Origin of the sequence: Paramagnetospirillum caucaseum (genome assembly GCF_000342045.1) — a bacterium.
Classification (GTDB): domain Bacteria; phylum Pseudomonadota; class Alphaproteobacteria; order Rhodospirillales; family Magnetospirillaceae; genus Phaeospirillum; species Phaeospirillum caucaseum.
In genome coordinates this window covers 1-11,518 of the sequence record NZ_AONQ01000004.1, presented here as the reverse complement: position 1 = coordinate 11,518, position 11,518 = coordinate 1, and the positions used below count along the sequence as shown (strand labels likewise).

10 protein-coding genes are annotated in these 11,518 nt (G+C 65.3%); 6 read left to right on the top strand and 4 right to left on the bottom strand.

Annotation, left to right across the window (positions count from 1 at the left end; genetic code table 11):
• Window positions 1–47: 47 nt before the first annotated feature.
• The 3 genes from H261_RS02410 to H261_RS02400 form a co-directional block, all read right to left on the bottom strand.
• Window positions 48–2,054 (bottom strand): methyl-accepting chemotaxis protein, encoded by a 2,007-nt coding sequence (locus tag H261_RS02410; RefSeq protein WP_008613946.1) that lies wholly within the window; start codon window positions 2,052–2,054, stop codon window positions 48–50.
• Window positions 2,055–2,160: 106 nt separating this feature from the next.
• A complete protein-coding gene (locus tag H261_RS02405) occupies window positions 2,161–3,060 on the bottom strand; it encodes a 50S ribosomal protein L11 methyltransferase (RefSeq protein ID WP_008613945.1) in 900 nt (299 codons plus the stop codon).
• 118 nt (window positions 3,061–3,178) lie between these two features.
• Window positions 3,179–5,473 (bottom strand): ATP-dependent helicase, encoded by a 2,295-nt coding sequence (locus tag H261_RS02400; RefSeq protein ID WP_040475624.1) that lies wholly within the window; start codon window positions 5,471–5,473, stop codon window positions 3,179–3,181.
• Between the two features lie 154 nt (window positions 5,474–5,627).
• Between H261_RS02400 and H261_RS02395 the strand changes: the two genes are divergently transcribed.
• The 3 genes from H261_RS02395 (at window position 5,628) to H261_RS02385 (ending at window position 8,692) form a co-directional block, all read left to right on the top strand.
• Entirely contained in the window at window positions 5,628–6,185 is a 558-nt protein-coding gene (locus H261_RS02395) for a hypothetical protein (protein WP_008613943.1), read from the top strand.
• A gap of 61 nt (window positions 6,186–6,246) precedes the next feature.
• Window positions 6,247–7,065 carry a bacteriohemerythrin gene (locus H261_RS02390; RefSeq protein ID WP_008613942.1) on the top strand — a complete coding sequence of 273 codons (819 nt, stop codon included), beginning with the start codon at window positions 6,247–6,249 and terminating at the stop codon, window positions 7,063–7,065.
• A 169-nt stretch (window positions 7,066–7,234) separates the two neighbouring features.
• Window positions 7,235–8,692 (top strand): CoA transferase, encoded by a 1,458-nt coding sequence (locus tag H261_RS02385; RefSeq protein WP_008613941.1) that lies wholly within the window; start codon window positions 7,235–7,237, stop codon window positions 8,690–8,692.
• Between the two features lie 261 nt (window positions 8,693–8,953).
• On the opposite strand, the gene H261_RS23735 is transcribed toward H261_RS02385, so the two are convergent.
• Entirely contained in the window at window positions 8,954–9,394 is a 441-nt protein-coding gene (locus H261_RS23735) for a helix-turn-helix domain-containing protein (RefSeq protein ID WP_081608838.1), read from the bottom strand.
• Window positions 9,395–9,592: 198 nt separating this feature from the next.
• Here H261_RS23735 and H261_RS02380 point away from each other — a divergent pair, with 198 nt between their 5' ends.
• Genes H261_RS02380 through H261_RS02370 form a run of 3 tightly spaced genes read left to right on the top strand, consistent with a single transcriptional unit; the run spans window position 9,593 to window position 11,126 of the window.
• Entirely contained in the window at window positions 9,593–10,051 is a 459-nt protein-coding gene (locus H261_RS02380; RefSeq protein ID WP_152426659.1) for a hypothetical protein, read from the top strand.
• Window positions 10,052–10,059: 8 nt separating this feature from the next.
• Window positions 10,060–10,410: a hypothetical protein gene (locus H261_RS02375; protein ID WP_152426658.1), complete on the top strand. Its 351-nt coding sequence runs from the start codon at window positions 10,060–10,062 to the stop codon at window positions 10,408–10,410.
• Between the two features lie 59 nt (window positions 10,411–10,469).
• Window positions 10,470–11,126 carry a recombinase family protein gene (locus H261_RS02370; protein ID WP_008613937.1) on the top strand — a complete coding sequence of 219 codons (657 nt, stop codon included), beginning with the start codon at window positions 10,470–10,472 and terminating at the stop codon, window positions 11,124–11,126.
• Window positions 11,127–11,518 lie beyond the last annotated feature (392 nt).

Here is an 11,518-nt window from a genome sequence, read left to right as displayed (position 1 = left end):
ACGAATTGTGGCGGAGCAGGGCGAAGCATGACGCTTCACCGCCCCGCTCATGCGGCGTCGCGGATGGGGCGGCGGCCGGCGATCAGGCGCTGGAACTCCTGCTGCCAGCGGTCCTCCACCTCCGGGGTCAGTTCGAGATTGCCGTGCAGGCGGCCGTTCTCGCATTCGCGGCCGACCATGGCGAGCGCCATCGAGCAGCCCTCGATGCGCACATTGACCCGCATGCCCTTGCCCACCGGGCAGACGTCGCCCTGGATGGTCAATCCCTGCTCGGAAACCTCGTCGAACACCACCGGGACCTCCTGGCCGTCCAGATCGACCGAGCCCTTCACCCCCAGGGCGTAGCGCGGCACGTTGCGGCGGTCCACCTCCTTGGTGGCGGTGCGCACCACCCGGATCAGCACGGATTTCAGGCTTTCGATGGAGCGGGCCACGTCCAGCGAGATGTCGTTGACCCGGGCGGCGCGCTCGCCGGTGATGCCCGCTTCCGCCGAGACCTCGGCGATGCGTTCGGCCACCTCCTGGGCGGCCTGGGTGGTCTGGGCGATATTGCGGGCGATCTCCTGGGTGGCGGAATCCTGCTGGCGGATGGCGCCGGCCACACTGACCGAAACGCCCTCCACCTCCTTGATGGCCCCGGTGATCTCGGTCACCGAGGCGACGGCATCGGCGGTGCTGGCCTGGACCTCGCCGATCTGGGACGAGATTTCCTCGGTGGCCTTGGCGGTCTGGTTGGCGAGGTTCTTGACCTCGTTGGCGACCACGGCGAAGCCTTTTCCGGCCTCGCCCGCCCGCGCCGCCTCGATGGTGGCGTTCAAGGCCAGCAGGTTGGTCTGGCTGGCGATGCTCTGGATCAGGTTGGCGACCTCGCCGATGCGGTTCACCGCCGCCGACAGGCGGGTGATGGTGTCCTGGGCCCTGCCGGCGGCATTCACCGCGCCGCCGGTCACCCGGCCGGCGATGGCGATCTGCTCGCCGATGCCGCGGATCGAGGCTGACAGCTGCTCGGCGGCGGCCGACACCGTCTGGGCATTGGTCAGCGCCTGGGTAGCGGCGGAGGCGACGCTTTGGCTGCTGCCGCCCACCGCTCCGGCCGAATGGGCCATCTGGCCGGCATTGTCGGCCATCAGCGCGGTCTGACTGGCCACCTGCTCGACGGCGGCGCGGGTTTCCAGTTCCACCGTCTCGGCCATGTTCTGCAGCGCCGAGACCCGTTCGGCATAGGCGGTCTCGCGTTCGCCTTCCTGGGCGGCGCGCAGGGCTTCCGCCTCGCGCATGGCGTCGCGGAACACCTGGACGGCGCGCGCCATGTCGCCGATCTCGTCATGGGCCTCCACCGAGGGGATGCCCACCGACAGATTGCCGCCGGCCAGGTCCTGCATGGTCGCGGTGATGCGGTTGATGGGCTGCGACACCCGCTTGAAGGCGGTCCATGCCGCCCAGCCGATGCCGGCGGCCAGCCCCAGCACCGCCAGCCAGATCATGGCCTGCAGCCGGCTTTCGTAGAACTCGTCCAGGCCCTTGACCACCTGGGTGACCTTGGCGGCGTTGGCGGCGGCCAGGGTCTCGATCTGCTTGTTCAGCGCCTGGCGGTTGGCGCGGTTGGCGTCGTTGTCGCCGAACAGGCGGGCCTCGACAGTGCCGACCTCGCGCCCCAGGCGCACCAGTTCGCTGCGGAAGGCGGCGAACTGGGCGGCGTGCTCGGCGGCCGGCTTGAAGGCGGCGCGCTCGGCCTCGGGGACCAGGGTGGCCCACTCGCCCATCAGCCGGTTGATCTCCGCCACGTTCTTCAGGATGGCGGGGGCGAATTTCTCCGCCTCCTTGGCGTCGCGGCTCATGTAGATTCCGCGCGAATCCATCACCACCGCATTGATCAGGCCGTTGACCTTCTCGCCGATCACCGCCCGCTGCGAAGCGCTCTGCATCTCCACCACATGCTGGTGATAGGTGGCCATGGAGCGGATGCCCAGCAGGGCCATGGCCACCGCCGCCAGCCCCACCAGCCCGACGGCGGCGAAAATCCTCATCTTCAGCGACAGATGAATCGTACCCATGAACCCCTCCCCAAAACGGGAAACGATTCAGGACAAGTATGTCGTCGTATGACCGATTCTCAGGTCATACATACTATGTCTGACGGTCTAAGGTATGGACCCGATCCTAGCGCCCGATGATCAGGGTCGCCCAGCCATCGATGACGATCCGCCGCTTCAGCGTCAGCCCCTGGCGTTCGTGATTGGCCATGACCATGCGTTCCTGCCGCTCCAGCAGGCCGGACAGCACCGCCAGCCCGTCAGGAGCCAGATGGGTGGCGAGGTCGGGGGCGAAACGGCACAGCGGCCGCGCCAGGATGTTGGAGAAGATCAGGTCGTAGGGCTTGCCGCGGCCCACCACCGGATTGCGGTAGCCGTCGCTGACCACGGCGGTGACATAGCGGGCGACGCCGTTATTGGCGGCGTTGCCGGCCAGAACCTTGACCGCCGAGGGGTCGATATCGGTGCACACCACCATAGCGGACCAGCATTTGGCCGCCGCGATGCCGAGAATGCCCGAGCCCGAGCCCAGATCGAGCACGTGCCGGCGCCGGTGCTTCTTGGCCAGGGAATCCAGCGCCAGCAGGCAGCCCCGCGTGGTGGCGTGCTCGCCCGAGCCGAAGGCGGTGCCGGCGTCGATCTCGATGCCGATGGCGCCCACCGGCGGCCTGCCCTCCCAATGGGAGCCGTGAACGAAGAAGCGCCCGGCGGCGATGGGTGGGAAGTCGCGCAGGTTCTCCAGCACCCAATCCACGTTGGGCAGCATCTCGATCTCCAGCGGCGGCGAATCGATGCCGTTGGCGGCGGCCATGGCGGCCAGGGCGGCGACGATGGCGGCCCGCTCGGGCGGCGTGCGGGAGAAGCCTTCCAGGAACCAGTCGCACTCACCGTCCGAAATGCCGGAGCGGTCCTCCATGAACATGGTCACCGCCTCGGCGTGGCGCTCGAACACCTCCTCGAACACCGGAAGGGTCTCCATGGAGACGGTGAGGCGCAGGCGCCAGATATCGGGGAAGACGGGGGGCATGGTTGATCTCCATGTGGATGTTTGCCACATCCCTCGGTTTCATCATCGTCACCCCCGGACTTGATCCGGGGGTCCATGGATGCCCGGGTCAAGTCCGGGCATGACACATTCATACTTATCAAATCGCCGAAACGAAACTGTCGAGCACCTTCTTGGTTCCCGCCTTGTCGAAGGCGATTTCCAGCTTGTTGCCGTCGATGGCGAGCACGGTGCCGTTGCCGAACTTATCGTGGAAGACGCGGGCGCCCGCCGTGAAGCCGCCTTCGCTCTCGCGCGCTTTGGGCTGGCTCCAACTGGTGGGAGCGGCCGGCCGGTTCTGGCCGAAACGGGCGCGGCTCCAGGCGGGATCGTTCCAGGCCGCCTTGGATTCCCCCAGCCCGCCGCCGTAAAGGCCGCGCTCGCCCGAACGCTCCACGTGGGGCTCGGGCAGTTCCTCGACGAAGCGCGAGGGAAGCTGCGACTTCCACTGGTTGTAAATGCGGCGGTTGGCGGCGAAGGTGACCAGCACCCGCTTCCTGGCCCGCGTCAGGCCGACATAGGCCAGGCGCCGCTCCTCCTCCAGCCCGCTGGTGCCGGATTCCGAGAGCGCCCGGACATGGGGGAAGACCTCCTCCTCCCAGCCGGGCAGGAACACCGAGTCGAATTCCAGCCCCTTGGCGCCGTGCAGGGTCATGATCACCACGCTGTCCTGCTCGGCGCAGGAATCGTTCTCCATGACCAGGGCGACATGCTCGAGGAAGCTGGCCAGCGACTCGTATTCCTCCAGCGCCGCCACCAATTCCTTCAGGTTCTCCACCCGCCCCGGCGCGTCGGCCGACTTGTCGGCCTTCCACATGTCCACATAGCCGGATTCATCCAAGATGGTGGCGGCCAGTTCGGCGTGGGGCATGGAATCCAGCAACGAGCGCCAGCGGTCCACATCCTCGACGAACTTGGCCAGTGCCTGGCGCGGCTTGGGCTTCAGTTCGTCGGTGCCGGCCAGCCGCCGGGCCGCCTCCAGCAGCGGCACCCGCTCGGCGCGGGCCGCCATGTGGATGGTCTGGACGGCCGCCTCGCCCAGGCCGCGCTTGGGCGTGTTGACGACGCGCTCGAAGGCCAGCCCGTCGGCGGCCGACACCACAAGGCGCAGATAGGCCATGGCGTCGCGGATCTCCAGCCGTTCGTAGAAGCGCGGGCCGCCGACGACGCGGTAGGGAATACCGGTGGTGATCAGGCGTTCCTCGAACTCGCGGGTCTGGAAGCCGGCGCGGACCAGGATGGCCATGGAAGCCAGCCTTTCGCCCCGTCGCTGCAGGGTCTCGATCTCCTCGACCACCAGCCTCGCCTCGGCCTCGCCGTCCCACACCGCCATAGTGCGGATCTTCTCGACGGCCTCGGCATCGTGGACAAGGCCCGGACGCAGCGTCTTGCCCAGCCGTCCCTCGTTGTTGGCGATCAGCGCCGAGGCCGCCGCCAGGATGTGGGGCGTCGAGCGGTAGTTGCTTTCCAGCCGCACCACCCTGGCGCCGGGAAAGTCCTTCTCGAAGCGCAGGATGTTGCCGACCTCGGCGCCGCGCCAGGAATAGATGGACTGGTCGTCGTCGCCGACGCAGCAGATGTTGCGGTGGGTCTGGGCCAGCAGGCGCAGCCACAGATACTGGGCGACGTTGGTGTCCTGGTACTCGTCCACCAGCAGGTAGCGGAAGCGGCCCTGCCAGCGGGCCAGCGCCTGCGGATCGGACAGGAACACGGTCAGCACATGCAGCAGCAGGTCGCCGAAATCGCAGGCGTTGAGCGCCCGCAGCCGCTCCTGGTAGGCGCGGTACAGCGCCTTGGCCTGCCCGTCGGCCCCGCCCTCGGACGCGGCCTTGTCGGGAGTGACGGCGCGGTCCTTCCAGCGCTGGATGACGGCCATCAGCCCCTGGGGCGGCGTGGCCTTGGGATCGATGTGGGCCTCGGCCATCACCTGCTTCAGGACCCGCGTCTGGTCGTCGGAATCCAGCACGGTGAAGTCGCCGCCCAACCCCACCGCCTCGGCGTGGGAACGCAGGATGCGCAGGCAGAGCGAGTGGAAGGTGCCCAGCCAGATGCCGTCCGACACCGGGCCGACCAGTTGGCCCACCCGCTCCTTCATCTCGCGCGCCGCGCGGTTGGTGAAGGTCACCGCCAGGCACTGCCAGGGCTGGGCCAGATTGGAGGCCAGGATATGGGCGAGGCGCGACGTCAGCACCTTGGTCTTGCCGGTTCCCGCCCCCGACAGCACCAGCACCGGCCCGTCGGTGGCGGTCACCGCCTGGAACTGCTCGGGGTTGAGGCCCTTCAGCCAGGGGGCGTCGGGCGGCACCGGCCTGGGCTCGGAAGCACGGGGGCCGGCGGCACGGGGCGAAGGCGGCGCGGGCGGCGCCTCGTCGTCGAGGGCGAAGGGATCGGACATGAGGCGGATATTGGCCGAACCGGCCGGGCGGCGCAACGGCGGTTCCCGCTATTCCTGCAATGCGGTTGTGTGAGGCCGGTCATTGAAGCGGACCCCGGCAAGGCCCAGACTCCATGGATAGGAGCGCGTTCCACCCGCAGCAGGGAGGTCCGCCATGCGCAAACGCCTTCTCGTCGCCGCCACCCTCGCCCTGACGGCCTTCGCCCTGCCCGCGTGGGGCGGAGAATGGGCCTTCCCGGCCGCATCGCAGCCCGGCTGGTCCGCCAACACCACCGTCGCCCTCAAGATGGGGGCCATGGTTCCCGATTCCTCGGCCGGCTCTGGCCTGGCCAGCGGCTTCGAGGTCGCCATCGACGATCCGCTGTTCCAGCTGCCCTACGGCAAGATCCGCGACCAGTTCAGCTACAACCGCTTCGACCACGGCGGCCTGGAGCTTCAGACCCTGGAGCTCAATCCCCACTACATGATCCCCATCGTCGAGAATCTGTGGGTCGGCGGTGGTCCGGGCGTCGGCTGGATCTTCACCCACAGCGATAGCGGACCCAGCCCCGACATGTGGACCGCCCAGTTGGGGGCCAGCGCCTATTACACGGCGGGCCAGCTGATGGTCGGCCTGGAAAGCCGCTATCAGTGGACCGGCAACGAGCGGGTGGGCAATGCGTCCAGCGCCGACAACTGGCTCACCATGCTGAAGATCGGCTATGCCTATTAGCTCCCACCCCGGAGCGTGTTATATATGACCATGGAATTATGGCGTTCCGGGGGAAGAGCCGATGCTTGAATTGACCGACGACCTGCGCATCGGCCACCCGGTGATTGATGCCGATCACCAGCGCCTGATCGAGATCATCAACGAATTCCTCGAGCATTCGAAGACGGAGAACAACTCCCAGGTCCTGCACGAGACCCTGAAATCCCTGCTGGCCTACGGAAGGGACCATTTCGCGCGCGAGGAGCGCATCCAGCGCCAATGCCTCTACCCCCACCAGCAGGGACACCACCACGAGCACAAATCCCTGCTGGATCAGGTCCGCGAGATCGCCAGGACCTATTTCATCGCCAAGACCAAGCCGCTGAACCAAGCCTCGGTGACCGAGGTCAACGAATTGCTCAAGGCCTGGCTGATCGGCCACGTCAAGAAGTATGACACCAGCATGCGCGACTGGGTGGCCGCCCCCAAGGAACCGGCGGCGGCGGAACGGCTGGCCTCGCCCGATCTGGCCGCCCTGATCATCGGCCCCGATCCGCAAAGCCGGACAAGGCTGGCCGAGCTGCTGACCGGCCTGGGCGCCGCCAGGGTGCTGCAGGCGGCGGACGGTTTCAAAGGACTGGAACTGGCCTTCGGCGACCCGGTTCCCGACCTGGTGTTCTGCGACCTGGAGATGGAGCCCATGGACGGCGCCGCCGTGGCCGGGGCCCTGCGCTGCAGCGGAAAGGCCTATATCTCACGCATTCCCCTGCTGCTGCTCACCGCCTCCGACGATGCCGACGCCATCCAGAACGCCATGAATGCCGGCGCCAGCGGCCTTTATCCCAAGGATTTCGACCCCAGGAATCTGGGCCGCCTGCTGAACCTTGCGGTCAAAACCTGAGAACATCCCTCGCCGCAAACAGCCATTGGATGCGGCCGGATGGATGTCTGGCCGCATCAGGCCCTTCTATTTCTGCTAAAGTAGCGATAGGGTAAGGAGTGTATATAACTGATACGTACGAACGGCGTATGAGTTATTCTTAGTTGCCTAGCGTGCGGAGAACAACGTCATGTCGGTGCAGGCAGCCCCTCCCTCGGCCAAGGCCCTGGACGAACTGCTGGCGCTGGGCGGGTTGGCGGAACGTCCGGGCGGCCCGGTGCGCATGACCGGCGGCGACCCCTATTTTCCCACCACCCACCGGGTGGGGGATGCCGCCGCCGCCGTCCTGGCCGCCCACGGCGCCGCCATCGCCGAGATATGGCGCCGGCGCAGCGGCCGGCGCCAAGGCGTCGAGGTCGATGCCGGGGCGGCGGCGCTGTCCCTGGAATCGGTGCTGCTGCTGACCCGGCGCGGCTATCCCGTGCCCTATACCGACCTCGCCTACCCGCTGACCAATTTCCATCCCTGCCGCCATGGCCGCTCCATCCACCTCCATGCCGGCTATCCGCACCTGCGCAACGGCCTGCTGGACCTGCTGGACTGTCCCAATTCCCTGGAGCGCATCCGCGCCAGGATCGCCGAGTGGGACGCCTTCGAGTTGGAGGACGCCGTCGCCGGACGCGGCCTGTGCGGCGCTGTGGGCCGCAGCGCCGAGGAATGGCGGGCCCATCCCCAGGGAGCCTGGCTGGCCGCCCAGCCGCTGGTGACCGTCGAGCGCGTCGGCGACAGCCCGCCCGAACCGTTCCGGCCCGCCGCCCGGCCGCTGTCGGGCATCCGGGTGGTCGATCTCACCGACGTGCTGGCCGGACCGACCGCCACCCGCACCCTGGCGGAGCAGGGCGCCACCGTGCTGCGCATCCGCCCGCCCGACCGGCCGATCATCCCGGCCTTCATCCTGGACACCGGCCACGGCAAGCTGTCCACCGTAATGGACCTGAAGCGCCAGCCCGAAGCCGCGCGCATGCGCGCCCTGCTGGCCGAGGCCGACATCTTCGCCCAGAACTACCGCCCCGGCGCGGTGGCCGGGCTGGGCTTCCCGGTAGAGGAGGCGGCGCGCCTGCGGCCCGGCATCATCTGCATGTCGCTCAGCTGCTATGGCGACGGCGGCCCGTGGCGGGACCGGCGGGGCTGGGAGCAACTGGCCCAGGCGGCCTCGGGCATGGCGGTGGCCGACGGATCGCTGGCCGGACCCCGGGTCAGCCCGGTGATTCCCAACGACTACGTCACCGGCTATCTGGCGGCCTACGGCATGGCGGTGGCGCTGCTGCGCCGGGCGGCCGAGGGCGGCAGCTACCATGTGCGGGTCTCGCTGTCGCGCACCGCCATGTGGATTCAGTCCCTGGGCCGGATCAGCCCCAGGCCGGACGGCATCACCGTGCCGCCCGAGACCATCCGCGCCCTGGAGCTGACCCGCGACGCCCCGGAAGGCCGCCTGGGCTTCCTGGGGCCAGTCGCCCGTTTCGAAGAGACGCGGGCCTATTGGGAATTGCCCAGCCCGCCCATGGCCGCCCACGACCCGGTATGGCCCGCCATGCCCGCCGAACCAGGCGGGCCGGCGGTACCGGTCGATTTCTCGGCGCCGCGCTAAAGACGGCGCCGGAATTCATCATCGGGAGGAATTTGGCGGGCCCGGCAGGAGCGTCCACCACATTAGCAAAGTCGCAGAAACCTTGGAAACCCTAGGCGGGAGGGGAGCGTCGTGTTCCCCTTCCATGTTCCACTGATAGCCGTTAAGGCCGTCCAAGCCAAGGGCGATTTCCGGGCCGTAAGACGGGCAAAGCTATTCCGTTGCCTCCCGCAGGGGAAGGGGCTGCCTGTGGCGCTCCGAGGCGGTTGATCGGGGCAAGGGCTATCGGCGCTGCCGCTCGGCGTACTTCAGGGAATATTGCAAGGCGAATTTCGTCGCCGTACCCAACCAATCAATGTCTTCAACCTTCTTCGCGTCCTCCACTGCTTGACGCAGTAGTGGCGTGAGAATGTCTATGACAAGTTCACCTGGATCAACATGGGCACGGTCCTTGGCAGATACCACGATGCTTGATGATGCAGCATTTTGCGTGGAGGTCTGGGTGGGCGCTGTCATGTTGCCAGTGAGCATCCAATTGATATCAACTCCTTGCTCGGCAAGGAAGCCAAGTGCTTCGGCAGTGGGGTAGTATTCTGCACGTTCCCAACTTTGCCAAGTGCGAGACGCAACTCTCACCCGGCTTGCCATCTCGACTTGCGTAAGTCCCAGGTCATCCCGAACCTTACGAAGTCTCTGGCCGATTGCGGCGGGTGGATGTGACATTTGGCGTCTCCTGCCTTATGGGGCGGAGATTTGCAGGGCCACTTTTCTACGCAACTGAATAGTAAAGTGCTGCGCATTCGGCAAGAGCCAGCGCGTTGACTGCGCAATCTGGCGCGTAGTAAAACGATATTTGTTGCTAGTTTGGCGAGCGGCTTTCCGCCTGTCGTGTCCACCGTCCTGGGGGGAGTTCTCATGCTCATGCGTTGTTTGGCCTTGCCTGCCGCCACCCTGCTGGCGCTAGCCGCATCCTCTGCCGTCGCAGCCGATTATCCGCTCTATTCCACCAAGCGCGTGTTTGACCAGTGTATCCAGGCCGAAAAGTTCTTTGACGATGCATACAGTGCATCCGAACAGTGGCCGCCTGCTGTCTGGAGCGCCAGGGTCGATGCACAAGGATGCGTAGCAAGAATTACAGGCCTAAGTGAAGGGTTTGCTGCCGCCATAGGCTCCATTGTCGCCTCTGGTGTCGATAAAAACCTTGCGGCAAGTTCATTCCCCGCGCAGTTTGGTTGTGTTGTTGGCGGGTCAACTACTGAGATGCAGGTGCGTATATTCGTTCAGTACGTCAAACGGCATCCGGAATTTCTCCACGATCTATGGTCAATTACCTTCTCCAAGGCGATGCAGGAGAAATTCCCTTGTGACGGTCGCCAGTGAGCAAGGGTTTGCGCTATCTCGCCATCGGCTTCGGAATTCTCTTCGTGGCGAGCCAACTGCGTCAAATCGCTGATGCTATTCTTAGCTCCCGCCTGAATGCCATAGTGGTTGCTGCCATTGGCGTTGGGCTTTGGCTTGCCCACAACCGCGATAAAAGGCAGAAGCGGGAAACGGCTGAGTTTCTGGAGCGGTTGGAGCAACAGGAGCGTTTGCAGAAGCAGAGGCGGGAAACGGCAGACGAGCGGTATTCCGCCTATGTCAAACAGTGCGAAGGCTGGTGCCCGCCGATGTCGCGGGATGAGTGGGATCGAGAAGAGGGGCTTGCTCCAGCTGTCCCCAGCACCAGCGCGGTAGGTTGACAGCACCCGCCTGCGAGCATTACACATCACTCAACGAACATTGAGAGGTGTGTAAGGCTATGCGATACGTCGCCTACTATCGGGTATCCACCGACAAACAGGGCAGGTCTGGCTTGGGCCTGGAAGCCCAGCGGGAGGCTGTTCGGTCCTTCCTGGCTGCCAAGGGCTGGCCTCCAGTGGCTGAGTTCACGGAAGTCGAGAGCGGCAAGAAATCCGACCGGCAGCAGCTTGCCGCTGCCCTGGCCGCCTGCCGCCTCCACAAGGCAGTCCTGGTTATCGCCAAGCTGGACAGGCTGGCCCGTAACGCCGCGTTCCTGCTGAACCTTCGGGACGCAGGTGTGGAGTTCGTCGCCTGCGATATGTCCGACGCCAACCGGCTTACGGTGGGCATCATGGCCCTGGTAGCGGAGGACGAGGCGGAAAGGATCAGCGCCCGGACAAAGGCGGCCCTAGCCGCTGCCAAAGCCCGTGGTGCTGTTCTCGGAGGTTTCCGAGGCTACGTGCCGTCCGAGGATGATCGGGCCAAGGCGGCCCAGGCGAAGCGGGAGAAGGCCAAGCGACTGGATTTAATGCCTGAGGTTGCTGCAATTCGGGCCAGTGGTGTTTCCAGTCTCAGTGGCATTGCCAGGGCCCTGAATGAACGAGGCATCCCAACATCGAACGGCGCAAAATGGCAAGCCGTTCAAGTCAAGCGGATGCTGGCGATGTTGGATTGAACTACTGTAACGCTGTATTGGTATAATCCAATGTCGCCCCTCGCTCCTCCAAATTGGGATGTAGTTTATACCAATGCGTATTCAATCAAGTGTACAATTAGAATTATCTACATTGATCTCAATCAAGTTAAATGCAGGATGCAATTCAATGTCATACGCAGCTTCGCTCCTCAGCTACCATTCTCAATTGGAACAGTTCTTTTAAACAGATACGAACTCATTAACTAATTCCGTTCTTGTCCATTAGGAAGGGACCAGAGGGGTTTCTGGCTTTTCCCAGGTAAATCTATGAAACTAAACAGATATCATCCAAAAACGGCATCATTCAGGTTATGCCCTGCCCCGGTTCGATCCGGCAGCATTCTGCCCAGGCCGCATTCTTCAACGCCCCC

Coding starts and splice junctions, on each gene's coding strand:
- H261_RS02410 (WP_008613946.1), bottom strand. CDS start 2,054: ATGGGTACGATTCATCTGTCGCTGAAGATGAGGATTTTCGCCGCCGTC.
- H261_RS02405 (WP_008613945.1), bottom strand. CDS start 3,060: ATGCCCCCCGTCTTCCCCGATATCTGGCGCCTGCGCCTCACCGTCTCC.
- H261_RS02400 (WP_040475624.1), bottom strand. CDS start 5,473: ATGTCCGATCCCTTCGCCCTCGACGACGAGGCGCCGCCCGCGCCGCCT.
- H261_RS02395 (WP_008613943.1), top strand. CDS start 5,628: ATGCGCAAACGCCTTCTCGTCGCCGCCACCCTCGCCCTGACGGCCTTC.
- H261_RS02390 (WP_008613942.1), top strand. CDS start 6,247: ATGCTTGAATTGACCGACGACCTGCGCATCGGCCACCCGGTGATTGAT.
- H261_RS02385 (WP_008613941.1), top strand. CDS start 7,235: ATGTCGGTGCAGGCAGCCCCTCCCTCGGCCAAGGCCCTGGACGAACTG.
- H261_RS23735 (WP_081608838.1), bottom strand. CDS start 9,394: ATGTCACATCCACCCGCCGCAATCGGCCAGAGACTTCGTAAGGTTCGG.
- H261_RS02380 (WP_152426659.1), top strand. CDS start 9,593: ATGCGTTGTTTGGCCTTGCCTGCCGCCACCCTGCTGGCGCTAGCCGCA.
- H261_RS02370 (WP_008613937.1), top strand. CDS start 10,470: ATGCGATACGTCGCCTACTATCGGGTATCCACCGACAAACAGGGCAGG.